The organism is Myroides sp. C15-4 (genome assembly GCF_050522745.1).
Taxonomy (GTDB): Bacteria; Bacteroidota; Bacteroidia; order Flavobacteriales; family Flavobacteriaceae; genus Flavobacterium.
In genome coordinates this window covers 1-26,104 of the sequence record NZ_JBMVQX010000025.1, presented here as the reverse complement: position 1 = coordinate 26,104, position 26,104 = coordinate 1, and the positions used below count along the sequence as shown (strand labels likewise).

Sequence of the window (26,104 nt, the reverse complement as noted above, 5' to 3'; positions counted from 1 at the left end):
CCATTGAGATTTGTATTACCTAGAGCGTGGGCTTAAGGTTGTATACCCTAGTAGAGGTGGTGGCCTAACCCCTTGGAACTTCTCCTTTTGCCTTAGTCAATTGACTCCTATATCGCAAATAATAGAGAAAGGGAGGCTATTGCGTGATTTTATGTCTAAAGAAACACAACAAATTCCTTTTATCCCTATAAAAGTGTTGTCCAATTCAACAATGTGTGGAAGTTTGAGATTAAAAAGGGGCCTTGAGCCCAGCAAATTCACTTGGCATGCATCTTGCACTGATATAAGTGAAGAAGATAATCGCGAGTAGACACCTTGTTTATCGCCTTTATTTCAGTCCCTTCTCCCTTAAAACTCAAAATTATGAAAACAAACCAAGTCCCCAATGTAACCTATTCAGATAGCGAATCCTCGCAGCAATTGAATAAGAAAAAGCGTTTTAGTTTAACGGACTATTTCGTTTTAGCCCTTACCTTTATCTTGCTATTCAGTAGCGTAATTATACTCTATCGTTTTCAGCCCTATTTTGCAAATATTCAGTTGAAACGTTTAGAAGGTTTTGGCGGTCAAGTATTCTTTGGTATCAGCATGGGGTTACTAGCTGTACAAGTTCTATTCTTGCTGTATATCTTTTATCAATACTTTAAATACAAACCTGTACCTCCCGTATCAGATGAAGAATTACCTACCTGTACGGTGCTTGTACCTGCCTATAACGAAGGGCGTTTGGTGTATGATACACTTATCAGTTTAGCACAAAGTGATTTTCCTGCGGATAAATTGGAGATCATTTCCTTTGACGATGGTAGTAAAGATGATACTTGGGCTTGGATGCAAAAAGCCAAAGCAGTATTAGGTGATCGGGTAACGATTTATCAACAACCGAAAAACATGGGAAAAAGACATGCGCTTTACCGTGGGTTCAAACTGGGTAAAGGAGAAGTTTTTGTTACCGTTGACAGTGATTCGATTGTAAAAGAAGACACTCTAAGACAGCTTGTTAGTCCCTTTGTAAACAATGCACAATGTGGTGCTGTTGGTGGTAATGTACTCGTTCTAAATACAGAAGAGGGTATTATTCCCAAAATGCTCAATGTGAGTTTTGTGTTCAGTTTTGAATTTATTCGCTCTGCTCAAAGTGCATTGAATACCGTATTGTGTACCCCTGGTGCCTTGGCTGCTTACCGTAGAGAGGCAGTGATGAACTGTTTAGAACAATGGATTACGCAAACTTTTATGGGAAATCCTTCCGATATTGGAGAAGATCGCGCCATGACGAATATGATTCTAAAACAGGGATATCATGTATTGTTTCAAAAGAATGCCTATGTGTTAACGGATACTCCAAATAGCTTTAAGGGATTATACAAAATGTTCATTCGTTGGGAACGCAGTAATGTACGCGAGAATATTATGATGAGTAAATTCGCCTTTACAAAGTTCAGAAAAGGATCAACAGTTGGTCCGCGTATTTTGCTACTGAATCAATGGCTCAAAGTAATTTTAGCCTATCCGATGATGATGTTAATGCTTTATCTGATCCTGAGCTACCCGATTATGTTTATCAGTAGTGCTTTGGCTGGGATTCTAATTTTCTCATCGATTCAAGTTATTTTCTATGCCAATAAATACACCATTAAAGATTCATTTTGGGCGTATACCTATAGTATTTTCTATACATTCACCCTATTTTGGATCACACCTTATGCGATTGTAACAGCCAATCGAAGAGGTTGGTTAACGCGAACACTTCCTACTAAATAGTAGACCATCCATAATGTTACTAAAACGAGCGATAGTTTTCCATCGCTCGTTTTTATTTTTACTCCTCTTTTAATCGAATAGCGAGGATTTCTCCTGTTGCACAGATCACATTATTCGCAGACATTGTCATATCTACCCAGACTTTTCTCCCTTCTATACTTCTCAATTTTCCCTTGAGTACTAAGGGCACTCCCATGGGGGTCATGGCCTTGAAATCAACTTTTAAAGAAGCGGTTACACAACGAACACCAAGGGGTTCTTCGAGGGGTAAACCTTCTGCCATACAGCTAAATGCGGCCGCAGATCCCGTTCCATGACAATCTAATAAAGAGGCAATTAGTCCACCATACACACTTCCTGCCAATGCAGTATGTTCGGCCTTTGGTGTAAAATGTGCGATTGTTTCTTCTTTTCCCTCTACATAGGTTTTCAATTGATGTCCCGCAGGATTTAATTTACCACACCCATAACAATGGGCTAAATTTTCTGGATATAGATCTTGAATTGCTTTTTGCATGTCACTATTTATTTTTGGTTGTCTTTTGATTCTTTCTCATTTAGTTAAACGATACGCCTTTGAACTGGTTGACAAAAATTACGGCTTTATTTCTTCTAGAATGGCTTTATACAAACTATAGGCCTGCTGAAAATCACCTTGTTCAACAGCGTATGCTGCCTTTGCAACTACTTGTTCTTCTTGTGCACTTACTTGCTTTGCTAGACGCTCTGCCTGCTCTTTAAACGTTTGCTTACTCGTGCGAAAACCTGCGATTACGACAATTCCCTCTGCATCGACATAGAGATACTCAAATTCTTTGAGATAAGCCGTAGCAAGCTCCCATTTTTGGTCTTCAATAAAGGTGTGCAATCGATGTAAAAGTTCATGTGGATAGCTCGCTTCTACAATTGATACAACAGAAGCTAAATTCCAATCCTTGTACTTTTTTTGTTTAAACGTCATATGATTGGGATAGAGATCCTCTCGTGTGGTATAGGTCTTCTCAATATATTGAATAAAATCCACTTGTAGAGCCTCTGGTAATGAAGCTAGTTGCGACTTTATTGCTCGTTTCTTAAAAAAAGGCGTACAACTCCCCCACACTTCCGGTTTACATTGAAAGGACAGGTGAACGACTTTCATTTGTTGATCAAATAAAATAAGGTACGTCAAGGGCATAGTCGCTCCGTGTTTTTGACTGCAGTAAAATAAGGGTATAAAGATTGCTTGCTTCCATCCGTAATTTTTAAACCAAACCGATTCACTGTAAAACATCAACATGGAAGAATCATAACGCGGATGTTCGTAAACAAAAGTCGTATCGGTGAGGTCGTTCTTTAGCTTTAGTGTAATTGAGGAAGGTAAACCGATGTATTCAAAAGCTCTTTTACTGTCATAATTATTACAAGCCGCCTTAACGTTAATATATAGACTATTGTCTCCATCTTCATCTAACCACATTTTTACAGCAGTTACCTCATCTTGATTTAAAGATTGACCGTAGTGTGTCCCTGATCCCAGGAAGAATAGAAGGACACAAAATAGCTGTAAAAGCACCGTGGAAAAATAGTTTACTCTCATTTGTTCTCAATTTTACTTCTAAACTAACGCTTTAGGATAAAAAATGGTATAAAAGTCGCACTTATTTTATTCAATCAATTAAATAATCAAACACAATATCTCATTTTTTATATTAATAACACTTATTTTACTAATAGACTAAAAAATAAAAATAAAATTTTCTTAAAAAATCTATTTACCTACGCTTTTTTATCCTAATAAATAACTTATATTAGAGCTCTAGAAAAATTTGTAATAAAACATAGCGACTCAATGAAAAGAACAAAACGTATTTTACTGGTTGCCACCCTAGCACTGACAAGTACAGTTTTTGCGCAAGGCAATGTTAAAACCATCAACAATCAATTCTCTTCTTTATTTAATAAATCTTCGAATTACCAAAATTATAAAATTGTCGACAAACAAAGTTTACTCGATCTTCAACAAAATGTAGAAGATTCGATTGGCCAATACAAGAGTAAGCTTGCTGAAGGAGAAGCACTTGTTGCCCAACATAAGAAAGAGTTGGCGGGCGTTAGTCAGAAACTAGAAACTGCGGAGCAGGAGTTAAAAACATCATTAGCCAAAGAGGAAAACTTTAAGTTTTTGGGTATTGCAGCGGATAAAAACACATTTCAGACCCTTATTCTAGCGCTTATTGCTTTTCTATTGGCTATGACAGGTGTTTTTTACTACCGTTTTAAAAAATCAAATGTAGATACCAAAGAGGCGCTTCGTAAGCTACAGGATACGGACGAAGAACTGGAGGAGTTCCGCAAATCATCTTTAGAGCGAGAGCAAAAAATCAGAAGACAACTTCAAGATGAGATCAACAAAAACAAAATAGATTAATGCTATTTTACTGGAGTATAAACTAAAAAAGTCGTAAGGCACTAACTTTACGACTTTTTTTATGTTTTTATTCTTCGTGAAAAGCAATGATTGGCACATGCTTGTGATAGCTTAATTTTTTGGTCATACTCGAAGTGAACAATTTATCTAAGAAACTTCTATTTCGCTTCACTGATACAAGAAGGTCAATATTTTCGCGATCTAAGAAAGAGAAGATTTCTTTTTCTACATCTTTTCCTTCTACCAAAGTAAACGTAATTGGATTTCCATCGTAGTATTCTAACCAGCTTTCTACCACTTCTTGATTTACTTTTTCCACGTCTTCAATCACGTGAATACACTTGATTGTTGCATCATATCCTTTTGCAATTTTCACTAATTTATCCAATACGATTTTGTCGCTTGTATTGAATAAGGTAGAGAAAGCGATAGAATTGATTCCGTTAAACACAGCGTCATGCGGTACACTTAATACAGGAGCTTTCAAGGAGTTAATAGCATTAACGGTATTGGATCCTAGTAGTTTTCTATCCCAACCTGAGTTTCCATTTGTCCCCATTACCACCAAATCAATTTCTTCCTCTTCTACTCTTTTCTTTAGAATGGTATTCAAGAATCCCTCTTCTAAGATGAAGTGCATTGGCACGTGATCTAAATTGTTTTCTTTGGCAATATCGCGGATAAATGGCACCTGATCTTTAAAGTTCTCGAAGTTGCTCAATTCGATTGATTTGTAAACATCTTGAACCATTACGGGATTTGCAGTTGCAGAAATAACAGGCATCTCATACGCATGCAGTACAAAAAGTGTTGCGTTTTGGCTTTCAGCCATTTTTAAGGCGTAGATTAAAGCGTTATTTGCTGTTTCCGAAAAGTCCGTTGGAAAAAGTATTTTTTTCATAGTAGCGTAAATTTTGATTTTTATAAAGGTACGCAATTAAGATTAAGTTTTTAGTTTCCAGTCGCCAAAAAATAGCGGTTCTCCTTTTTATTTATTCTCTTTCTCTATGTTATCTCCTAGCTAAGTCTCCCCCCCCCTAGGTCATTCACGTCCACCATTCATCTTCCTCGCTGAGATTGCTCAATAAGTATTATCTTTGTCCCTTATTATAGAGGTATACCATGATATTACAAGATACTATTGTCGCCTTAGCGACTCCTTCGGGAGCAGGTGCCATTGCTATTATACGCGTATCGGGAAAAGACGCCATTACTTTGGTAAACGGCATCTTTAAATCGATCAAAAACAAAGATTTAACCAAACAAAAAACGCATACTCTACACCTGGGGCATATCGTGGATGGAGAGCGCATGCTCGATCAGGTATTGGTTTCTGTTTTTAAAGGTCCGAATTCCTATACAGGAGAAGATACGATTGAGATTTCGTGTCACGGTTCGACCTTCATTCAACAGCAAATCATCCAACTTTGTCTACGCCATGGGGCAAAGATGGCGCAACCGGGCGAATTTACCATGCGCGCTTTCTTAAATGGCAAGCTCGATTTGTCACAGGCAGAAGCTGTAGCGGATTTAATCGCCTCTGATAACGAGGCGAGTCACCAAATTGCCATGCAGCAAATGCGCGGGGGATTCTCCAATGAGATCGCCCTACTCCGTGAGCAATTACTCAACTTTGCTTCGCTAATCGAACTGGAATTGGACTTCTCCGAAGAGGATGTGGAATTTGCAGATCGCACTCAATTTAAAGCTCTTGTAGAGCGTATTGAGTTTGTACTCAAACGCCTTATCGACTCCTTTGCCGTTGGAAATGTCATCAAAAACGGGATTCCCGTGGCTATTGTAGGGGAACCCAATGTAGGGAAATCGACCTTACTCAATGCCTTATTAAACGAGGAACGCGCGATCGTTTCCGATATTGCAGGAACAACCCGTGATACGATTGAGGATGAGTTAGTCATCGACGGTATCGGCTTCCGCTTTATCGATACGGCTGGAATCCGCGATACGAAAGACGTGGTAGAAAGCATCGGTATTCAAAAAACCTTTGAGAAAATCGAAGCAGCTCAAGTGGTGATCTACTTGATTGATGGCGGCAAATTAACGGATCAGTCGATCGAACAAATCAACGTTGAGCTGGAAAAACTAAAAAACAAATATCCACTCAAACCGCTATTGGTGGTGTGCAACAAACAAGATTTGCTCACTGCGGACCAAATTGCTTTATTCCAATCGCAAATCGACAACCTGATGTTGATGTCGGCCAAAGCCAACCTCGGTATTGAAGAGCTGAAACAAACCCTACTAGGCTTTGTAAATACAGGTGCCCTCCGCAATAATGAAACCATCGTGACCAATGCCCGCCACTACGATTCCCTCCTCAAAGCACTTGAGGAAATCGAAAAGGTGAAATGGGGACTGCAAACGAATCTATCCGCCGATCTTATGGCTATCGATATCCGCCAAGCACTCTACTTCTTCGGAGAAATCACTGGTCAAGTGACCAATGATGAGTTACTAGGGAATATTTTTGCTAATTTTTGTATCGGTAAATAAATTACGTTTCCCTTGTTAAGATATACTTTCTTTTAATTGACTATCAGTAAATTAACACTGATAGTCTTTTCTTTTATGTTCCTTTCTTAGTATATTCGTTGCAACAAAATCATCACATATTTTAGATATGTAGCAAATTGCATCACATAATGAAAATTACACTAAGAGAACGTCTATTGCCCAGTGGTAAAATCAACCTATCTATAGAATACTATAAAGGCACCATACAACAACCGAACGGTAAACGCAAAACCGTTAGAGATTACGAAAACTTAAAACTCTTCTTACATAGCGAACCTAAGAATACTGGTGAAAGAAAAGAGAATAAAGAAACCCTGGCACTTGCCAAACAAATCTTAGCAATTCGTGAAGCTGAGTTTTACCAAGGTCGCTTTGAACTAAAGAATACCACCAAAGGCAAAAGAACCTTTTTAGACTACTTTCACGAGAAAACGGAAGAGAAATCTGACAGTCCTAAAAACTATGGTAATTGGACGGCAACAATGATCCACTTAAAGCGTTGTATCTCCCCTAACACAATCTTTGACGATATAGATGAGAAGTTTATAAAACGGGTACGTACTTATTTTGACAAGGAAGCCCGTACTAAGAGTGATCTTCCTCTATCCCTAAACTCCAAATACTCCTACTTTAATAAGTTTAAAGCTTGTTTGCGTGCAGCTTTTGATGAGGGTTATTTAGCTCTGAACTATGCAGCTAAAATCAAGTCATTTGAACAGGCAGAAAGCCAACGAGAATACCTAACGTTTAATGAAGTACAACAACTAGCCAATACAGAATGTAAATATGAAGTATTAAAACGCGCGTTCTTGTTTTCCTGTCTTACAGGTTTGCGTTGGTCAGACATCCACAACATGACCTGGTCTGAAGTACGCGATGAAGATGATTCAAGTCGAGTAAACTTCAGACAAGAGAAAACTGATGGTGTTGAGTATCTTTACATTTCTACACAAGCTAGAGAGCTATTAGGAGAACGCAAGGGCAATCGAGATCGGGTATTTATTGGTTTACGATACTCGGCTGTTTACAACAACGCTATTGTGCTGTGGTGTAATAAAGCTGGTATTTCAAAGCATATTACTTTTCATAGTGCGAGACATACAAACGCTGTCCTACTCCTTGAGAACGGAGCGGATATCTATACGGTATCTAAACGCTTAGGACACCGTGAAATCCGTACTACTGCTATCTATGCGAAGATCGTAGATGAGAAAATGAAAGAAGCTTCTAATTTAATCCCTGAACTAAACTTTTAAGATTATGATCGTATTTTTAATTGCAACAGCAACTGTATTATTTACCTGTTTACTACTAAATTTTGGACAGTATTATTTCAACAAGATTTATCCTTATTTACTTGGAAAAACAATTCTTTGGGACAAACAAAACGACCGCTTAAAACTTATGCTTGGTTTAACTACACTCTTTTTCGCTTATTTCTCTTTTCAAAGTATTTGGGCAGCTGGAACTGTTTTTAAAGCACTAAATATTATACTATACGCTATTCTGTTAGTCAGTAATATATTATTTTACATCATCTATAGCCGAAATAAAATGTTATTCAACACGCCCTCTTTGGCAGAAAATTCGGAAGAAAAGAAAAAGATAGAAGAGCAAATTAAAGAGCAAATCGCCCTGGAACAAGAAGAGATTCGCTTTGAACAAAAAGTAAAAGAATACCAGGAGAAAATTCAGGCAACTATTAATTTTATCAAAGAACAAAAAGAAGAACATTCTAAAACAAACAACGAAGATCCGCACACGCCTAAGGATCAAAACTCGAATGATAATTTTTTTCAATATCTTCAAGAAGATGATTTAAAAAAAATGTATTCAAGTTTCCGTGAAGAAGGTATTATAAAAGATTTGTCCTTTGATAATTTTAAAAGAAACCTTCTTAAGAAGGAGTTACAAATAAACTTACACGGTCCTTCTCTTTATTACTTTCATAAAGTATTTGAAAAGCACTTTATGAAACAGTGTCCGCTTTCCATTACACTTATTAAGTTCATAACCTACTTTAAACGAAAAGATGGTAAATCGTTTCTTTATGGTACAGTAAAAAATGGCGTTCTTCAACCCTATCCTTTACATAAAGAATTATTCGAAGAAATGTTTATTCAGTAAAACCATGACTTTTTAGACCAATACCATGACTAGTCAGGGTTTACTATTGATTGTCATGGTAGTTTTTGCTTTCATTTGCTTTCATAATCTTAAAAAAAGAAAGTAATGGAAAATCAAATGATTCTAGAAAAGTTAAATCGATTAGAGCGATTAATCGTTGATTCAACAAAAGAAATACTTAATGTAGAGGATCTAATCAACTACACAGGCTTCACACGTTCGCACATTTACAAGCTAGTGCATAAAAATGTGATCCCTTACTCCAAACCCAATGGTAAATTTCTGTTCTTTTTAAAGTCAGAAATAGACGAATGGCTACTTCAGAATAAAAGCCAATCCGTATCTCAGCTTGAAAAACAAGCCCTCGAATACTCCTTCAAAAATAGAAAAAAATAAAGCGTTCAAATTTGCCCTTTGAACGCTTCAGATTACTATTGTCTCACTCCTAAGAGTATGGTGCAAATGTACACATTATACTCTTATCAATCAACTATTTATTTAATGGAAGAAGCAAGCGTATATGACGTATCATCACGCAAGGACTCTGTGTATGATAAAATTCACGAAGAACTCAGCAAGTATTTCACAATAAAATTCAACGAGATCTCTTTGGAATTTGAGATATTCAGTTCAAAATCACATAAAACCCTTGAATTTAACGAATCATCTTTACTGATCCATTTACACCGAGAAAAGCTAAATGTCAGTCCACAGGCTTTAAAAACGTATTTAAAAAGCCATTTCATCGAGCAATATAATCCGATTGTCGATTACTTTGAAGAATTACCTACCTGGGATGGCAAAGACCACATTAAGCATTATGCTTCTTATGTCAATACGGATGACAATGCGCTCTTCGCTCATCATCTGGTAAAGTGGGCCGTTCGAGCTGTAAAAACAATCATTCACCCGGAACAGATTAACAAGCATTGCCTTATCTTGGGAAATGGAGAGCAAAATGCGGGTAAATCAACCTATCTGGAAAATCTTTGTCCTAAACCATTAAAACGTTACTACTATGAAAACATAGGAGTCAGCAAAGACGATCGCATTAAACTGTGTAAAGCGTTTATCATTAACATTGAAGAATTGGATATCCTGGGAAAATATGACATCAATTCCATTAAGTCAATTATCTCCCAGACTACAGTAAACGAGCGTTTACCCTATGCAGAAAAATCCTCTTTACTGTATCGCATTTGCAGCTTTGTTGGAAGCACAAATAAACTTGAATTTCTAAATGACGAAACGGGTAGTGTACGTTGGATTGTATTTGATGTTATCGGTCGAATCAATTTTGCGTATAGCCAAGAATTCAACATAGATCACTTTTGGGCACAAGCCTATCATATCTATAAACATCAGCCTACTTTTAAGTCAGATCTCTCTGTAGAAGAAGTGATGGCTAATGAAAAAAGAAATGAACGGTTTACTATTCAAACGGTTGAAAGTGAATTTGTCCTCCGATTCTATGAACCAAGTGAAGATTCAGAAGATTTTAGAACAGCAACAGAGATAATAACAGAACTTTCTGTCATGGGACATAAACTCAATCATAAGCAAATTGGAACTGCTTTAAGAAAACACGGATTTAATAGAATTAAGCATGCAAAAAGACAAGTATATGGATATTTGGCTAAAGCAAAATTTACAGACTCTCCATGGGGCTTTAAGGAATAATTGCTCAATACCCCAATTTATCTTACCTACTTACCTAAAGCCTTATATTAATTTGATTTACAACAACTTACTTAGGTAGGTAAGATAAATTTCTACTTACCTATTTACTGCTATTTAGGTAAGAAGGTAACACAAAAAACAACTTACCTTTGATTATAAACACTTAATAATCAATAAATTAAATCCATTAGGTATCTAGGTAAGTAAAATATACGTTTTAGAGCAGAGGATATAATATAGAGAAATAATTACGACAAACACAATTACCATTTTGGATCATTTAGGAACTAAAGAAAATTAAAGGGATTCTAGTCAAAATTTGATAGATAGAACTATTTAAAAGCGAATCAATAGGATAAATTAAAAGCAGCTTCAACTCTTATTTCCCCCTCCTAGCTTACCCCATACTTTATCTTTTTTCTTTTCCTCCGAATTCCTTTTCCAGGTATAAAACACTTCTATGCAATAGAGCAAGACGGCGTCGTACAAAAGTTCGACCCAACTTGCCCATTCGGGAGGTAATCGATTAAAAATCAATTAATTGCAACTCAAAATCACAGATTAAAAATTAACACATAGTAGTCTAAATATATTAACAACTTAAAAAACAATCACTTATGAGTAACCACACCCGAAAAACAGTTAAAATATACAGTGAAACATACAAACACTTAGAACAGCTTTCCAAGGAAACAGGCAAACCTATTTTACATATCGTGAGTACGATTGTCAATACATTTATAGCCAATGATTTTGTCAAAGATTTGGATTTGGAAGCCAAAACAAAACCCATCAATTATCGAGAGCTGCTAACAAACTCCTTACAAGAGCAAAAAAAGGAATTAGCAAATATGATGAAAGAGCGAACCAATACAGTTATTGGTTTTATAAAGACGCTTGATAAAAAAGTAGAAAACACCCGACGTGATATTATTTTCAAAGTAGATCCAGATGACGATACAATTTCTCATCCCTTAGAATTTCACTATGATTTTGTAATCAAAAACCTGATTTTACTTTTACAGTCGTGCCAGTTGAACCAGGATGCTTTTGTTGAGAAACTAAGTACTCTAATCAGTAGAGACGAATATGAATTTTTTATCAGAAGTTATAATGCTGTAATGTCAAAACGAATTAACTAGAGATGGTACGATTCGGACAAACGAAGGCAAAACACAGTATATTTTTCTTTTGATACGAATTGATCGTCAGCGGAAATAGAATCGTATAAACATTTAAAAAGAACCTCATACACTAAGTACAACAAAGCATCCGATACTTCATTTTTATAAACAAACGCATATCCATCTTTTGCTAAATCAAAATCAACAATTCCAATAGACTCGGGATATACTCCAAATATAGCTTTGGCCATAACGACTTGGTGCAATTCTCTATTTAAAGTGTATTGGAGTACTTCGGTCTTTGTATTAGAATCTAAATTTTGAAGTAATTGATGAATTTGTAAAAGCCAATAAGAAGAAACTTGATGCTTCAACAGCAATGGAATGTTTTGGATAAAATCCGCTGACAAGTCTAGATGATCATTAGTTTCAAAAGTAACCGTTGAGCGATTGAATAAGAGCTGATTGAATACGGAGAGTAAAGGAATGGTTTTCATAGCCAAATAAAAAGGCGCAAGCTCGGTACTACTGTTAACTGAGGTTTGCGACAACCCAACAACCCAATAGACTCCGCCTACGCCAGTATAAGGCACAGGCACAAGCCCATCGTTTCTAGGTTGTTTAATGAAGGTCGCAATTTCAGTTAACCCAAACGATAGCTCACGCGTGTTCGTAATATTTTCAAATACAAATGTAGAGAATATCTAGTTAATTCAAACAGACAATCCTTATCTTAGAAAAGAAAAAAATCAAATACTATGCAAGCAAAACAATACATCAACAATTGGTTTTTAGAAAATAATCCAACGGCTACAATAGATCCAACTACAATTTTAAGTAGAATAGAAAATCAATCTCCTCCGTTATCCGCTAATCTTCAAAGAATTGAATTAGCTGCATGGCTAGCCGCTAACTATAGTAATCCGCTCTTCAACCAGGTGGAGGAAATACTTTTAGACAATCACCCTACTCTTTCTCAAGAATGGAAAAACCTGGGTATCTTTATTTCGGAAATTACTGCATTGGTTTTAAACATTGAAAAAGACAGCTGTACTTCAGATATCAATGGAATAGAACGCTATATTTCAACTTATTATACAACCAATTAAACAACTGGCTTATGAATGATTTTATGAAACAACTTCAAACGGCTAGAAAACTCAGTCCTGAAGAAGAGGCTAAATTCGCAGAAATTGATCGCTTGTATCGAGATAAAGGACTGGCTAAAAATCAACGGATATGCCCTAAATGTTTAGAAATACTGACTTCTACTCATACACACGATTTCATTCGATGTGGTTGTGGCTATATGGGGATTGATGGTGGGGAATATTTGAATGTTAGTGTTTTCTTTTAGTTTCCTTTGTTAACTTATTTTTTACGCTGTATATTTAATCCCAAATTATATTACAAAGTTCACACGATTCAAAATGGCAAAAAAAGAAGCTGCAACAGACCTCTGGGTGTATGACCTATTAAAAGAAGCTAATATCAATTTAGATCCTCAAGGAAGTACTATTAAAGAAATTAATGAAGCTCTTAAGACAGCTTCTAAATCAGGAAAAGGAAATGTTGGATTTCCTGAATTTACAGGGGTAATAAAAGATTTTCTGATAGTCATTGAAAATAAAGCTGATTTATCAAAACATATAAAACGAACAGAACAAGACGTAATTGCTTCTGATACTAAAAGTGTTAAAGATTATGCTGTTAATGGTGCTTTATTCTATGGTAAACATTTAGCAAAAAATACTTCATATAAAAAAGTATTAGCTTTTGGCATTTCTGGTGATGAAAAAAAACATCGCATATCCCCTCTTTTTGTTGATGATCGCGGTGGTTATAAAGAATTAGATGAAGTAGAAACTTTTACTTTATTTAATAAGCATAATATTGATGAATTTTATACAACTATCATACTAAAAGAAGCAACACCGCAAGAAAAAACAACAGAAGAAATTCTAAAAGACGCCAAACAGTTGCATGAGGATTTACGTAACTATGGTACTATACAAGACAAAGACAAACCTTTAATTGTTTCGGGTATTTTACTTGCTTTGCGAGAGACGGAAACAAAAGGATTTAATATAGATTCTTTAATAGGTGATAACATTACTACAGATGGAGATATTATTTATCAAGCTATAGAACGAAATTTACGTCGTGCTGATGTTAGCCCAGAAGTTAAGCGAGATAAGCTATTAAGTCAGTTTTTAGTAATTAAAGACACAAAAGCTATAAATGAGGTTAATGAGTACTTAGGTAAAACACCTTTAAAACATTATACAGAGTTTTTGTTTAAAAATATTTACAATAATATTAAATACATACATTCTGCCGAAGACTATTTGGGACGCTTCTATGGCGAATTTATGTCGTATTCAGGAGGAGATGGACAAAACTTAGGTATTGTACTTACACCCAAACATATTACTGAATTGTTTTGCGATTTAGCAGAGTTAAAACCTACCGACAAGGTGTTGGATAGCTGCTGTGGCACTGCAGGTTTTCTGATTGCAGCAATGCACAATATGCTACAACAAGTAGATAAAGAAGCCGATAAACGACGAATTCGTAGAGAACAATTGCACGGTTTAGAACTGCAACCTTATATGTTTACCATTGCTACTACCAATATGATATTGCGTGGCGATGGTAAAAGTAACCTAGAACAAGAAGATTTCTTGAAGCAAAACCCAGCTGTTTTACAAGAAAAAGGTTGTAATGTTGGGATGATGAATCCACCGTATTCCATGGGTACAAAAGCTAATCCTAGTTTGTATGAAATAAACTTTACCGAGCATTTATTAAATAGTATAGTGCCTTACGGTAAAGTAATTGTTATTGTACCGCAATCTTCGATGACAGGCAAAACCAAAGAAGAACAAGCAATAAAAGCTAATATTCTAAAACATCATACTCTTGATGGAGTAATCACCCTAAACAAAAACACTTTTTACGGTGTAGGTACCAACCCTTGTATTGCAGTTTTTACTGCCGGTGTACCACATGATGCTGATAAAGAAGTGAAGTTTATTAACTTTGAAGCTGATGGATTTGAGGTACAAAAACACCGAGGTTTAGTAGAAACTATTCAGGCTAAAGACAAAAAACAACATTTATTAGATGTTTGGTTTAATCGACTAGAAGCACCTACAAAGTTTTGTGTAACAACAACGGTAGATGCAGACGATGAATGGTTACACTCTTTTTATTACTTTAACGACGAAATACCAACACAAGCTGATTTTGAAAAGACAATTGGCGATTACCTAACTTTTGAGTTTAGTATGGTAATGCAAGGACGTAAATATTTGTTTGAAAATGGAGAAGAGTAAACTAAATAATTGGGTTAAATTTCTTTTCCCGAAAATTTTCATAATCAAGAAAGGATTCTATAATAAAAAACCTGATAATAAACATAATAATCCTACCATACCATTCTTAGGTGCAACAGCCTTTAATAATGGAATATCTACTTTTTATAATATAAAAGATATTGACGAAGCATCCAAAGTAGGTTACGGTAAGAATGAAGATTTAAATAGAAAAATTTTTGAAGGCAAATCGATTGTGGTTACCAATAATGGCAGTGTTGGTCATAGTTATTATCAGCATATCCCTTATACATGCTCTCATGACATTAATCCTCTATATTTAAAAGGTAGAAAATTAAATGTTTTTTTAGGATCATTCATTATTACATGTATAGAGCAACAAAAGGTATGCTTTGAATATGCACGAAAATGGAGGCCTAAAAGGATGATAAAATCAAATATCCTTCTTCCAACACAAGCAGACCGTATGCCTGATTATGAGTATATGGAATCATATAGTAAAAAAATTTTTCAACAAAAACAAGACGAATATTTAGCTTACATACAAAACCGCGTAACGCAATTAGCCAATACACCAAAGCCTATTGCTTTAGAAGAAAAAGAGTGGGAAGTGTTTAAAACAACTACTATTTTTGATATGATTCAAAGAGGGAAGCGTTTAAAAAAAGATGACCATATTATGGGTGAAGTACCTTATGCTTCTTCTACTTCTTTAAATAACGGTATTGATGATTTTATTGGTAATGAAATTGGTGTTAGGTTATTTGACAATTGCTTGACATTAGCTAATAGTGGTAGCGTAGGATGTACTTTTTATCAACCTTTTAAAGTAATTGCCAGTGACCATGTTACGATGTTACAAAACAAGACATTCAATAAATATGTATATCTATTTATGGCTTCTATGCTAACACGTTTAAGTGAAAAATATTCTTTTAATCGTGAAATTAACGATACAAGGCTTAGTAAAGAAAAAATCATGCTACCAATAACAGCAGAAGGTTCTCCAGACTACGAGTATATGGAGCAGTATATGAAATATCAAGAGTATCAAAAATTAAAAGATTATTTAGAATTTAAAAAATAAGGTAAATAAAAAAATTTGATATAGATAGCGGTTTAGATTATGTCTTAAGACACATATGTAACAAACAGATAAAAAATAATTTATAAAAAAATACAAAATCATATAGTTTAAATGTATTTTAACATTAATAACAGCCTTCGAATAGAAGGCTGTTGTTGTTTTTACTCAGAATTATAGAGTGTTCACTGTTTTCTTTTAGTTTCTTATGTTTTGTTTTGATATTTTTACGTTAAAACACGTCACTTTATTTAACGTAGAATATGTATAAAAATTTAGAAGAGTTAATTGAGAAATATAAATCAATTACTATTTGTACCAATCATTTGAGTAATGAAATTCAAGAAATTTTAAAAAGAGGTATTACTTTTCAATATGATGAGGATGAAAAAGATGCTGATCTGCTTTTTCTTGGAATGAATCCATCATTTATAAATGGAGTAATTGACGGTATATTACCTTGGACACGACAATACTCAGAAACTTTAAGTTATTTTAAACCTTTTTTCACCATTGAAGAAGAGCTTAAGTCTCAATATAATATGGATATTAATTGGACTCATTATGACTTATTTGTTTTTAGAGAAACCAAACAAGCCAACATCGAAAAGCTATTTATGAATAATGAAGAAGGACGTGTTTTTCTTTTTCAACAGCTCGAAATTCTAAAAGAAAGACTATTGCGTACAAAACCAAAAGTAATTGTGGCTAGTAATGCTTTAATAAGAACCTTTTTAGGATTGAACAGACACCAGGTTGCTGTTTGGTTAGGTAATTGGATTAAAACTGAGTTTGATAAAACTATCGGAACACATGTTGTATCTGAGCCAGCAGAATTAAAAGGAACTAAGATTTTCTTTACAAGCATGCTTAGTGGCCAGAGGGCCTTAGATTTAGGCACAAGAGAACGTTTAGTTTGGCATATTGCAGAGGTTTTAAAATAGGAAAAATACATCGATAAAATACTTTTTAAAACTTAAAATATGATAAAATCAATTACTATAAAAAATATAGCTACCTATGACTCTACAAATGGAGTTACGATAGATAATTTAAAAAAAATAAATTTTATATATGGAACAAATGGATGTGGAAAAACAACTCTGTCCAACTTCCTTTTAAATCCAAGTGATGAAAAATTTATGAACTGTTCGATAGAATGGAAGAATGAAACCCATCTTAAAACCTTAGTTTATAACAAGGAATTTAGAAAACGGAATTTTGGTAACGGAAAATTAAATGGCGTTTTTACTCTTGGACAAGCTACAACAGATCAAATTCAGGTTATTGAAGATAAAACAGAAAAACTAAAAAAACTAAAAGAAGAGGGAACTAAAAAACGTGATGTACAAAAAGCTCAAATTCAGAAAAAGGAAGTATTAGAAAATGAGTTTACAGAAAGTTGTTGGAATAAACTTTTTAAAAAGTACGATAAAGAATTTAAGGAAGCCTTTGTGGGTTCAATGAAGTCAAAAGAGTTATTTAAAAGTAGATTATTGAACGAATCTTCTACTAATATAGCAACTTTGGAACCAATAGAAAATTTGAGAGACAAAGCAAAAACTATTTTTGGAGCTGTCCCCCAAAATATCTCTTTAATAAACTTAATCGATTATGATAGAGTAATTGAAATAGAAAGTAATTTAATCTGGAAAAAAATAATTGTAGGTAAAGCAGATGTAGATATAGCAAAGTTAATTCAGAAACTTAATACTAATGACTGGATAAATCAAGGAAGAAGTTATATTCAAGAAGGTGATAATACTTGTCCTTTTTGTCAACAACAAACTATTACTAAAGATTTCAAGAACCAACTAGAAACTTATTTTGATGAAAACTATTTAAACGATATTAATTCTATTAGAGACTACAAACGCGAATATAACTCACTAACTGAAAATTTGATTAATCAACTTAATGAGATTGAGCGAAGAGAAAAAAGTTCTAAAGAGACAAAGTTAGATACAGATAAATTTTCAGCTTATCTGAAAACATTGATAAGTCAAATAAGTATTAATAATGAGTTTCTAAATAATAAAATAAAAGAGCCAAGTAGAATTGTCGAAATGACACTTTTAAAAGAACAACTCGACCTAATTAAAGCATTAATTTCAAATGCTAATATTGAAATAGTAAAACATAATGACATAGTAGCTAATTTTATTAAGGAAAAAAGTAATTTAATTAATTCTATTTGGAAATTTCTTGTTGAAGAATATAAAACTGAAATTAATCAATTTACATCAATAAAAGGAGGTTTAGAGACAGGTATAGCAAAGTTAGAAACTCAATTAAATCAAGAATTAGCTAAATACAAAACTTTAGATCTAGAAATAAAAGAATTAAGTAAAAATGTAACAAGTATTCAACCTACAATTGATGAAATAAATAGATTGTTGTTATCGTATGGTTTTACAAATTTCAAAATTGTACCTTCAACAGAATCTGGCTTTTATCAAATTGAAAGAGAAAACGGTGAAATTGCTGAGCATACGTTAAGTGAAGGAGAAGTTACATTTATTACTTTTCTATATTATCTTCAACTTACTAAAGGTGGACATGATGAAAACTCAGTGAATGAAGAACGTATTTTAATTATTGATGATCCTATTTCAAGTTTAGATAGTAACGTATTATTTATCGTAAGTACCTTGATTAAAGAAATTTTAAAAGACATTCGTTTAGATAAAGGAAATATAAAACAAGTTATTTTATTAACTCACAATATTTATTTTCATAAAGAAGCTTCATTTGAGGGATTAAACAGAGGTAAAGGAGAAAAAAACAACTATTATATTTTAAGAAAGATAAATTCTATAACTAATATTTTTCCATATAATGAAAAGAACCCTATTTCATCTTCATATGAATTACTTTGGAATGAAATAAAGGAATACAGTAACAACTCTGGAATAACAGTTCAAAATGCCATGAGAAGGGTTATAGAAAATTACTTTAGTATTCTTGGGAGTAAAAGAGATGATACTCTCCTATCTAAATTTGAAAACCCACAAGAAAAAGAAATATTTAGATCACTGCTCAGTTGGATTAATGAAGGCTCACATACATTACCTGATGACTTATTTGTTGAACTACCAGATCAATCAATTGAAACTTATTTGAAAGTATTTAAAGATATTTTTGTCCATACAAATAATATCGGTCATTATGAAATGATGATGGGGATTGAAAGTGATACAAGTATTAATCCTACTGAAACTATAATTAACTAATAATATGGAAACATTATATAAATACCGTAGTATAGATAATCTAAAAAACTTTTTAGATATCATTTTAAACAATCGTTTATATGCTGCGTACTATAAAGACTTAAATGATCCTCAAGAAGGTCAATATTATTATATAGAAGGTGAGCTACAGAAAGAAACTCGGGACAAATTATATAGCGAAAAAGAAAATTATAAAATATGTTCTTTATCAAAAACACACGACAACCAATTAATGTGGTCACATTATGCCAACGGTCATGAAGGAGTAGCAATTGGCGTAAAGATTACTGATCAAGACCCCTCATTGAAAATAAAGGATATTAATTATTCTGGCCTAACTACTTTAAAAGATCAAGATTACACATCTCAATCTGTAATCGATATACTTAGTCGTAAACTTGAAATTTGGGAGTATGAGAAAGAAGTAAGAGCTTTTATACGAAGTAAAAAGTTTATTCAAGTTGAAGTATGTGAGGTAATATTAGGAAGTAAAATGAGCTATAATGATAAAGAATTTATTAAAAAAATTATTAGTTCAATAAACCCAAAGATTGATATCACTGAAGCTATAATTCCAATGTAAATATGCCATGATAAGAACTAAAAAGATATTTCAAACCATTATTGAAGATATAGACAGAATATATGAAAAATTAAACAAAGATAATTCTTCAGATAATTTCTTTTCTATGAGTGCAAAGGCTTATTACGAAAATCCTTTCACAAAAATACTGTCTTTCATACTTTCCGATACTTGTAAATCAAATTTTAGAGAAGTTATATTAGAAGAATTATTAAATGGTATATGTGTTGCAACTGATATTGATCTTCTAAAAGCAAATTGCAAAGTAAAATTAGAACATCGAACACTAGAAGGCAATCGTATCGACCTGATATTATATAACGAAAACATTGTTGTAGCTATAGAAGTTAAAATCAATCATGTATTAAATAATCCGCTTGATGATTATGAAACAGAGATAAATCGATACTTCCCACATGTTGATAACAAGAAATTTCTAATTTTATCTTATAAAGAAGAAAAAGAATCAGGTCTTTGGAAATTTGTATCAATAAAAGAGACTTTTGACAATATATTTGATGTAATTAATGGTCAACTCAAATCTTCATCCTGGGACTATTATATTACAGATTTTATAAACCATTTTAAAAATAAAGACATCTACATTATGGAACAAGAAGACATTGATTTTATTGGAAAAAATTTTATTACAATCTTGAAATCTAAGAAAGTTTTAGATATTACAATAAAGAATATAGCAAATAAAATCCTTGAAGATGCTAGTTTAGCAAGTATTAATATAATAAATAAGGATTGGGGTGAAAATGAAATCGCTATAAGAGCATATCCTCTTAATGATTTGAGTAATGTTACCTTAGTTTTTAGTAATGATACTAAATTCTATATTTCTGTATATTATTATATAAAAGATACTGCTAAAAGAGTTGAGATATTAAATGAAATTGGTAGTAATAAGTTTAGCTCTCACGAAGATAAAACAGATTATATATGTTACAAATTAAATGATTCAGAAAAACTATCTGATATAAACGAGGCTATAGAAGTTACAATGAAACAAATCAAAATTATGAAAACTTTCTTTCCCAACTAAATCTCACCACATCCGCATCACATAATCCTTTCAATATCCTGTAAATCAATACATATAAGATATTGTATCGAGAAAGTAGGTTACTTCTGATGCTAAATAAAAGACCAAAGCCAAGGGATACGCAAGTATTTCTTGGCTTTTTTTATTGAAATTTTCTATTCGCTATAGGTTTCCTTCTGTTACTTACTTTTTTCACCTTGCCTTTATTGGAATAATCAACAGTAGGATTATTTATACGAATAGATTTTATAGTATCTTGGTTTATAGTTAAAAAAGTGCAGAACTACCTTCATGGTTATTGCAGAGCTCTGTAATAACTCAACAGCGAGGCAAACTCAGCCTACGCAAATATAAAACAGGAACATAAGTTTGTTGATTTTTGGTGTATTGGAAAGATTCCTAGTTTTCTGTTACCCAAAATGACAGCTCATGCTAGTTTGTAATATTTTCAATTGCAATTGTAGGGAATAAACCACAATACTTAAAGTACTTTTTATTCATCAGTAAATGTCAATATTAAATAATTATACCTTTTAGGGTATAATCAAAGAAGACACACATAACATTATACCCGATAAGGTATTATTTAGATTATTTACGTATATTTATACCTGAAAAGGTATAGATATGGATTCAATACAAGTATTTGTAAAGCAAAAGCGAAAAGAATTAAAGCTTACACAAGAAGATTTAGCACTAAATGCTGGTGTAGGTTTGCGTTTTGTACGCGATTTAGAACAAGGGAAGAAAACACTACGTTTAGATAAAGTAAACGATGTATTAGCTTTATTTGGTAAAGAGGTTGGTGTAATTGATAAAACTAGAGCATAATGGCACGACAAGCGAAAATATACTTTCAAGATCAACTAGCAGGTTATCTACTTGAAGGAGATGATGGATATTCGTTTTACTATCATCAAGATTACCTAGAAGCACCTTTTTCTAAGCCAATTAGCTTAACCTTACCTCTATCTGAAGAAACGTATCAAAGCAATGTACTCTTCCCTTTTTTTGATGGACTAATTCCCGAAGGGTGGTTATTGGATATCGGAGAAAAACATTGGAAGCTCAATCCTCGTGATCGATTTGAATTATTAATCAACTTATGTAGAGACACGATTGGAGCGGTCTCCGTTTATCCGATGGAGGCGGCAAATCATGAATAACTGTTTATTTTGTTATCAGCCTGTCGAAACCGGCGACTATCATCCTGCTTGTTCAAAAAAATTCTTTGGTACCACACAAGTTCCGATATTAGAACTAGATAAAGAAAAATTAGATCAATTAGCCCAAATTACAGTAAATGAACGATTAGCCTTAACAGGAGTACAACCTAAAATATCCTTAAGTTTAAACAGTGAAAACGGTAGTAAACGATTGACTTTAGTTGGTTTATGGGGGGATTATATCCTCAAGCCCCAATCTCCTAATTTTGCTTTTATGCCTGAGGTAGAAGACTTGACCATGCATTTAGCCAAGCTATTTAAAATCGATACCGCAGCTCATGCCTTGATTCGAACGTCAACAGGAGACCTCGCTTATATTACCAAGCGTTTTGATCGAGTGAAAGGCAAGAAAATTCATGTAGAAGATTTATGTCAGTTATCAGACTTGTTAACGGAACAAAAATACAAAAGCTCATACGAACGCGTAGGAAGGCTTATTAAATACTATACGACCAATTCGGGATTAGATGGAATTAAATACTTTAGACTTGTCTTATTTAGCTTTATAACAGGCAATAATGACATGCACTTAAAGAACTTCTCTTTGATGCATACGGATCAAGGAATTTTATTTTCACCAGCGTATGATCTTTTAAATGTGAATCTAATCTTTCCTGAAGACAAAGAGGACCTAGCCTTAACATTAAACGGACGCAAAAGAAAAATAAAGCGTGCTGATTTTGATCAACTTGCTATAAGCTTAGGTATAACAGCGATTGTAAGAAATAATATCTATGTGGATTTTACTAAACAAATTGAAAAAGTATATGATTTTATTGATCATAGTTTTTTGACAGAGGAATACAAAGAAAACTACAAGTTGATCGTTCTAAATAAAATGAAACAAATCGAGCTATAAAAAGCAAATACTAAAAAAATACTGATGATAATTTGAAATGTAAATTCCTTTTTTTCCTCCCATTAATCTGCTAAAGAAACACCGTTGATTTTCGTTTGAATTCCTTTGAAAAAAGTGTGGTACAAAAACACAAAAATGGACGATGAATCCCTATGAATACTAGGATGTGATTTATTGCATCGGGGGAGGTATAACATTTTACTTCGGTGAAACGATTAAAAAAACAGATGAATACGCGCCTATTCTATGATAAGGAGTTCCCCTTTTGCTTGTGTATAACTTATAATCATTCAAAAATACCAAGGAATAGTAAGGAATTATAAAAAAAGTTGGTTATTTCGGTCAGACCGTGCCACCTATTTCGGTCAAAAACAGACATATATCTTCATTTAATTTTTTGAAATTAAGTAATGGATTCAATCCAGACTTAAATAAAGTTTTTTTAGCTAATTTTATTTCGTTATCCTTATTACAAAAAACTAATTATATTAGTCGGAAATTTAACTAAATACGCATAGAATTGTGATGTTACGAAATTACGCCGTTTTTTGTTGCGTAAAAAAACAAACAGACAAAATATTGACGAATAAATGAATTGCAAAAGTTGTAACATAGAAGTAATTTCAAAGTTTTGTCCAAATTGTGGTCAAAAAGCCCAACTTGAAAGAATTAATGGGCATTATATTAAATACGAAATCCAACATCTTTTCCATTTTGAAAAAGGATTTTTCTATACAATAAGGGAACTTCTACTCAGACCCGGTCAAAGTGTAAGAACGTTTTTAACTGAAAACAGAAGCAAGTACATGAAGCCGATTACTTTCATCATTGTAACTTCTCTTATTTACACCTTAGTAAATCAATATTTTAACATTGATGGTCAATATGAAAATTTAAAACTACAAAAAACAGAGATTATACAAAAGTGGATGCAAGACCACGTCGGGTATTCCAATATATTGCTGGGTGTGTTGATTGCATTTTTCGTTAAATTGTTTTTTAGAAAATACAATTATAACTTTTATGAAATTCTAATCTTACTGTGTTATATAATGGGAGTTGGAATGTTAATCTTTACCGTATTTGCACTTTTACAAGAACTCATACATTTTGACTTGTTGGGAATTTCGAGCTTTTCAGTTATAGCATATACCACCTTTGCCATCGCTGATTTTTTTGAGAGAACGAAGCCCGCAAACTATGTAAAGATATTATTTGCCTATATTTTAGGAAGTTTATTGTTTTCAATCCTGGTGGTATTTTTTAAGATATTTATTTGATTTAAAATATAAAAAAACAAAATAATCTTCAATTTATTTCTAGCATTTTCCGTTAGGAACCGTATTATTTCAGGAATCTGACATCCAAGCTTTTGTAGCTAGAAAAAACAGCACATATTCCTTGTATTTAAAAGTCCGTCTTTAACTACTTGTTGTGTATTTGTTGTAGTTAGAACTTATTTCAATAGGCTAGTTTAGCTTAACTTTTTTTGCTGAGATTCTTAGCTTTTCTTTTGAAGATGGCCGAAAAATAAAAACAAGACAGGAGGTGGTGATCACAATTAAGATTTATTCTTTTCTTTCTCAATTTGCTTGTCGCCCCATTGTCTTAGATAATCAATAAAAGGAATTAACTCTTTCCCCGTTTCAGTCAAAGAATACTCTACTTTGGGCGGTACTTCGTGATAAACTTTTCTGTTGATTAAGTGATCAGCTTCCAATTCACGCAAAGTTTGCGTGAGCATTTTGGTGGTAACATCATACAAAATTCGCTTCAACTCACCATAGCGTAAACACTCGTTTTCGTACAAGTACCAAAGTATTCTTCCCTTGTATTTTCCACCTATGCGTTTGAAAGCATAATCAACAGAACAGTTTGGCGGACATATTTCTACTTTATTTTCCATCCTAAGTAACACATTATCAATATTACATTCTTTTTGGTTCGTAAGGTACAAAAAAGTACATACTTGCCAAAAGTAAAATATAGAGATACTTTTGACTCAAATTAAATATAACCAATTATGCAAACTATATTAGGATCAGGCGGAGCAATCGGAATAGAATTAGCCAAAGCCTTAATACAATTTACAGATGAAATCAAACTTGTGAGTAGAAATCCCAAGAAAATTAAGGACACAGATCTACTCTTTTCTGCGGATTTGACCAAAACAGATGAAGTAAAAGCAGCTATTGCAGGGAGCCAGGTCTGTTATCTAACGGTTGGATTTGAGTATGAAGCCAAAGTTTGGAAAGAGAAATGGACGAAACTCATACAAGATGTTGTAGAAGCTTGTGCTAAAAACCAAACCAAACTTGTCTTTTTTGACAATGTGTATGCCATAGGTGAAAAACACATTGAACACATCACCGAAAATTCACCAATAAGTCCTACAAGTGACAAAGGAAGAGTACGAGCTTGGGTAGATGAATATATCATAGAAGCCGTAGAAAAAGGAAAAATAGATGCCATAATTGCGAGAGCACCTGATTTTTTCGGGCCAATCAAAGAAAAAAGTCTATTGATGAACTTGATTTATGATAATTTATCCAATAACAAAACGGCACAATGGTTATGTAATGCTGATGTTATCCATACAACAGGATATGTACCTGATTTAGCGTTGGGAACAGCTATACTTGGAAACTCAAGCAAAGCATTCAATCAGATATGGAACTTACCCGTTGAGCAGGAAAAGATAACAGGAAAAGACTGGATCAATATCTTTGCTTCAAAAATGAAACAACCTGGCGATGTGCAAATACTGACCAAAGCGGATATAAAAGAGTATGGTAAGCAGGATTTATTTATTGCCGAAACTTACGAAATGCTTTATCAATATGATAGAGACTACTTTTTTGATAGCACGAAGTTTACTAAAGCCTTTGGATTTAAACCAACAACTAATGAAAAAGCAGTAGAATTAACAATAGACGAATTAAATAAAGAATAACAGGTAAAACATAATTGCAATGTGGACGAAAGAAAAAATGCCCTTTCGAGATACAACAAAAAGAGGCTGTCTAAAAAGCCTAAAAAACAAAACCCCGTCTAAAAAAGGCGGGGTTTTTTCATTGTTTGTCCTCAAAA

General features: G+C 33.4%; 26 protein-coding genes. 21 read left to right on the top strand and 5 right to left on the bottom strand.

The annotated features are described in order from the left end of the window. Positions 1 to 363 precede the first annotated feature (363 nt). Entirely contained in the window at positions 364 to 1,764 is a 1,401-nt protein-coding gene (locus ACPDHL_RS11390) for a glycosyltransferase (RefSeq protein ID WP_430532881.1), read from the top strand. A gap of 58 nt (positions 1,765 to 1,822) precedes the next feature. Here ACPDHL_RS11390 and ACPDHL_RS11385 read toward each other — a convergent pair whose 3' ends face one another. After that, on the bottom strand, positions 1,823 to 2,281 hold the full coding sequence (locus ACPDHL_RS11385) for a PaaI family thioesterase (RefSeq protein WP_430532880.1): 459 nt from the start codon (positions 2,279 to 2,281) through the stop codon (positions 1,823 to 1,825). Between the two features lie 78 nt (positions 2,282 to 2,359). Further along, complete coding sequence (locus ACPDHL_RS11380; RefSeq protein WP_430532879.1) at positions 2,360 to 3,343, bottom strand: hypothetical protein; 984 nt, start codon at positions 3,341 to 3,343, stop codon at positions 2,360 to 2,362. Positions 3,344 to 3,595: 252 nt separating this feature from the next. Here ACPDHL_RS11380 and ACPDHL_RS11375 point away from each other — a divergent pair, with 252 nt between their 5' ends. Further along, the gene (locus ACPDHL_RS11375) at positions 3,596 to 4,174 is read left to right on the top strand and encodes a hypothetical protein (RefSeq protein ID WP_430532878.1); all 579 of its coding nucleotides are present in this window, start codon (positions 3,596 to 3,598) and stop codon (positions 4,172 to 4,174) included. Positions 4,175 to 4,241: 67 nt separating this feature from the next. Here ACPDHL_RS11375 and ACPDHL_RS11370 read toward each other — a convergent pair whose 3' ends face one another. Then, positions 4,242 to 5,075 carry a universal stress protein gene (locus ACPDHL_RS11370; RefSeq protein WP_430532877.1) on the bottom strand — a complete coding sequence of 278 codons (834 nt, stop codon included), beginning with the start codon at positions 5,073 to 5,075 and terminating at the stop codon, positions 4,242 to 4,244. 221 nt (positions 5,076 to 5,296) lie between these two features. Here ACPDHL_RS11370 and mnmE point away from each other — a divergent pair, with 221 nt between their 5' ends. The 6 genes from mnmE to ACPDHL_RS11340 all read left to right on the top strand — a co-directional run bounded on the left by mnmE (position 5,297) and on the right by ACPDHL_RS11340 (position 11,658). After that, positions 5,297 to 6,688 carry a tRNA uridine-5-carboxymethylaminomethyl(34) synthesis GTPase MnmE gene (mnmE, locus tag ACPDHL_RS11365; RefSeq protein WP_430532876.1) on the top strand — a complete coding sequence of 464 codons (1,392 nt, stop codon included), beginning with the start codon at positions 5,297 to 5,299 and terminating at the stop codon, positions 6,686 to 6,688. A gap of 149 nt (positions 6,689 to 6,837) precedes the next feature. Then, on the top strand, positions 6,838 to 7,965 hold the full coding sequence (locus tag ACPDHL_RS11360) for a tyrosine-type recombinase/integrase (RefSeq protein WP_430532875.1): 1,128 nt from the start codon (positions 6,838 to 6,840) through the stop codon (positions 7,963 to 7,965). A gap of 4 nt (positions 7,966 to 7,969) precedes the next feature. After that, positions 7,970 to 8,836 (top strand): hypothetical protein, encoded by an 867-nt coding sequence (locus ACPDHL_RS11355; protein ID WP_430532874.1) that lies wholly within the window; start codon positions 7,970 to 7,972, stop codon positions 8,834 to 8,836. A 105-nt stretch (positions 8,837 to 8,941) separates the two neighbouring features. After that, positions 8,942 to 9,232 (top strand): helix-turn-helix transcriptional regulator, encoded by a 291-nt coding sequence (locus ACPDHL_RS11350; protein WP_430532873.1) that lies wholly within the window; start codon positions 8,942 to 8,944, stop codon positions 9,230 to 9,232. Between the two features lie 66 nt (positions 9,233 to 9,298). After that, positions 9,299 to 10,516: a VapE domain-containing protein gene (locus ACPDHL_RS11345; protein WP_430532872.1), complete on the top strand. Its 1,218-nt coding sequence runs from the start codon at positions 9,299 to 9,301 to the stop codon at positions 10,514 to 10,516. Positions 10,517 to 11,133: 617 nt separating this feature from the next. After that, positions 11,134 to 11,658, top strand: coding sequence for a hypothetical protein (locus ACPDHL_RS11340; RefSeq protein WP_430532871.1), 525 nt, complete (start codon positions 11,134 to 11,136; stop codon positions 11,656 to 11,658). Here ACPDHL_RS11340 and ACPDHL_RS11335 read toward each other — a convergent pair. Next, the gene (locus tag ACPDHL_RS11335) at positions 11,655 to 12,239 is read right to left on the bottom strand and encodes a hypothetical protein (protein ID WP_430532870.1); all 585 of its coding nucleotides are present in this window, start codon (positions 12,237 to 12,239) and stop codon (positions 11,655 to 11,657) included. The two genes, ACPDHL_RS11340 and ACPDHL_RS11335, sit on opposite strands and share 4 nt — an antisense overlap. A gap of 159 nt (positions 12,240 to 12,398) precedes the next feature. On the opposite strand from ACPDHL_RS11335, the gene ACPDHL_RS11330 reads away from it, so the two are divergent. The 12 genes from ACPDHL_RS11330 (at position 12,399) to ACPDHL_RS11275 (ending at position 24,294) form a co-directional block, all read left to right on the top strand. Then, a complete protein-coding gene (locus tag ACPDHL_RS11330) occupies positions 12,399 to 12,749 on the top strand; it encodes a hypothetical protein (protein ID WP_430532869.1) in 351 nt (116 codons plus the stop codon). Between the two features lie 11 nt (positions 12,750 to 12,760). Beyond that, positions 12,761 to 12,997: a DUF7695 domain-containing protein gene (locus ACPDHL_RS11325; protein ID WP_430532868.1), complete on the top strand. Its 237-nt coding sequence runs from the start codon at positions 12,761 to 12,763 to the stop codon at positions 12,995 to 12,997. A gap of 73 nt (positions 12,998 to 13,070) precedes the next feature. Then, positions 13,071 to 14,978 (top strand): HsdM family class I SAM-dependent methyltransferase, encoded by a 1,908-nt coding sequence (locus ACPDHL_RS11320; RefSeq protein WP_430532867.1) that lies wholly within the window; start codon positions 13,071 to 13,073, stop codon positions 14,976 to 14,978. Continuing rightward, complete coding sequence (locus ACPDHL_RS11315) at positions 14,965 to 16,065, top strand: restriction endonuclease subunit S (RefSeq protein WP_430532866.1); 1,101 nt, start codon at positions 14,965 to 14,967, stop codon at positions 16,063 to 16,065. Before ACPDHL_RS11320 ends, ACPDHL_RS11315 begins: the two co-directional genes overlap by 14 nt. 260 nt (positions 16,066 to 16,325) lie before the next feature. After that, entirely contained in the window at positions 16,326 to 17,006 is a 681-nt protein-coding gene (locus ACPDHL_RS11310; RefSeq protein WP_430532865.1) for a hypothetical protein, read from the top strand. A 39-nt stretch (positions 17,007 to 17,045) separates the two neighbouring features. Beyond that, a complete protein-coding gene (locus tag ACPDHL_RS11305) occupies positions 17,046 to 19,295 on the top strand; it encodes an AAA family ATPase (RefSeq protein ID WP_430532864.1) in 2,250 nt (749 codons plus the stop codon). Positions 19,296 to 19,299: 4 nt separating this feature from the next. Beyond that, positions 19,300 to 19,878: a DUF2971 domain-containing protein gene (locus tag ACPDHL_RS11300; protein WP_430532863.1), complete on the top strand. Its 579-nt coding sequence runs from the start codon at positions 19,300 to 19,302 to the stop codon at positions 19,876 to 19,878. A 7-nt stretch (positions 19,879 to 19,885) separates the two neighbouring features. After that, complete coding sequence (locus tag ACPDHL_RS11295; protein WP_430532862.1) at positions 19,886 to 20,929, top strand: hypothetical protein; 1,044 nt, start codon at positions 19,886 to 19,888, stop codon at positions 20,927 to 20,929. A 627-nt stretch (positions 20,930 to 21,556) separates the two neighbouring features. Next, positions 21,557 to 21,760, top strand: coding sequence for a helix-turn-helix transcriptional regulator (locus ACPDHL_RS11290; RefSeq protein ID WP_430532861.1), 204 nt, complete (start codon positions 21,557 to 21,559; stop codon positions 21,758 to 21,760). Next, positions 21,760 to 22,095 (top strand): HipA N-terminal domain-containing protein, encoded by a 336-nt coding sequence (locus tag ACPDHL_RS11285; RefSeq protein ID WP_430532860.1) that lies wholly within the window; start codon positions 21,760 to 21,762, stop codon positions 22,093 to 22,095. Before ACPDHL_RS11290 ends, ACPDHL_RS11285 begins: the two co-directional genes overlap by 1 nt. Then, positions 22,088 to 23,014: a HipA domain-containing protein gene (locus ACPDHL_RS11280; RefSeq protein WP_430532859.1), complete on the top strand. Its 927-nt coding sequence runs from the start codon at positions 22,088 to 22,090 to the stop codon at positions 23,012 to 23,014. The genes ACPDHL_RS11285 and ACPDHL_RS11280 overlap by 8 nt, the downstream gene beginning before the upstream one ends. Positions 23,015 to 23,604: 590 nt before the next feature. Then, entirely contained in the window at positions 23,605 to 24,294 is a 690-nt protein-coding gene (locus ACPDHL_RS11275) for a DUF3667 domain-containing protein (RefSeq protein WP_430532858.1), read from the top strand. A 281-nt stretch (positions 24,295 to 24,575) separates the two neighbouring features. Here ACPDHL_RS11275 and ACPDHL_RS11270 read toward each other — a convergent pair whose 3' ends face one another. After that, positions 24,576 to 24,920: a winged helix-turn-helix transcriptional regulator gene (locus ACPDHL_RS11270; protein WP_430532857.1), complete on the bottom strand. Its 345-nt coding sequence runs from the start codon at positions 24,918 to 24,920 to the stop codon at positions 24,576 to 24,578. A 117-nt stretch (positions 24,921 to 25,037) separates the two neighbouring features. Here ACPDHL_RS11270 and ACPDHL_RS11265 point away from each other — a divergent pair, with 117 nt between their 5' ends. Next, the gene (locus ACPDHL_RS11265; protein ID WP_430532856.1) at positions 25,038 to 25,967 is read left to right on the top strand and encodes an NAD-dependent epimerase/dehydratase family protein; all 930 of its coding nucleotides are present in this window, start codon (positions 25,038 to 25,040) and stop codon (positions 25,965 to 25,967) included. Positions 25,968 to 26,104: the final 137 nt, after the last annotated feature.